Origin of the sequence: Methanoregula sp. (genome assembly GCF_002835825.1) — an archaeon.
GTDB lineage: Archaea > Halobacteriota > Methanomicrobia > Methanomicrobiales > Methanospirillaceae > Methanoregula.
Window position 1 is genome coordinate 1 of the sequence record NZ_PIZH01000659.1, and the last position, 1,162, is coordinate 1,162.

Annotated in this window: 1 protein-coding gene; it reads right to left on the reverse strand. The window is 56.9% G+C overall.

Annotated elements, in window-relative coordinates; genetic code table 11:
- Nucleotides 1-1,162 (reverse strand): cation acetate symporter (locus CW742_RS14215; protein WP_292421504.1); only part of this gene is annotated, 1,162 nt, incomplete at both ends.

Below are 1,162 nucleotides of genomic sequence, written 5' to 3' on the forward strand. Positions count from 1 at the left end.
CCAATGGCGCGGAACCCGACTGTCACTCCGGTCATCTTTGAGATCTTCAAAGACCTCTCCTCGTTGCGCTCTTGCCCGAGAACTTCGGTGTAGATGTCGTGGGCGATTGCCCCTGCCGCGGAGATGATCAGGCCGGCGACCGTTCCCAGGATCGTTGCAAAGGCGATCGAGGCGATGACCGCAAAGAAGATCTCTCCGCCGAGCTTCTCCGCAAGCAGGGGGGCTGCCAGGTTCTGGTTGGCCGGATCCGTGGTCATGAAGTAATTTGCACCGAGCCCGAGGAAGAGGGTCAGGATGTAAAATACCCCGATAGCAATGATTGCGATAACCGTGGATTTTCGGGCATCTGCCGGGCTCGGGACGGTGAAGTACCGGATCAGGATGTGCGGCAGGGCTGCCGTACCCAGGATCAAAGCCAGGCAGAGCGAGGCGAAGTCCAGCGGGTTCTTGTAGTACATGCCCGGGGACATGAAAGTGCTCCCGCTCACGGTGCCTCCCTTGGGGAGGACAACTGCCGGGTTGTCGATGAAGTGTCCGATAAACTCCACCGGGCCCATGCCCGCGATCACCAGGACTGCAATGGTCAGGGCGAATGCGGCAATAAGGAGCAGGAAGCCCTTGATGAACTGGACATAGGTTGTGGAAACCATGCCTGCAGTAGCAACGATCAGGATGACCACAAGTCCGACAATGATCACACCGGCTTCATAGGGAAGCCCGATCTGGGGCTGAAAAATGGATCCCGCTCCTACCATCTGCGGGATCAGGTAGAAGACACTGACAACCAGTGCGGAAATTGCTGCCATCATGCGGACCCGTTTGTCCTTGAACTTGCTCATCAGGGCGTCGCCGAAAGTATATTTCCCGATCTTCCGGAGCGGCTCCGCTATGATTAAGAGGGCGATGATCCACCCGGCCAAAAATCCGATGGAATACATGAACCCGTCAAAGCCGAAGAATGCAATCATCCCGGCTATACCCAGGAACGATGCTGCACTCAGGTAATCGCCGGCAAAGGCGACACCGTTCACGAACCATTTGACGTTCCCGCCGGCCGCATAGAAGTGGCTGGCGGTACGCACTCGTTGTGCTGCCCAGAGGGAGATTGCCAGCGTCGCTATGACGATAACACAGAATATCCCGAATGCCAGTGGCTTGAATT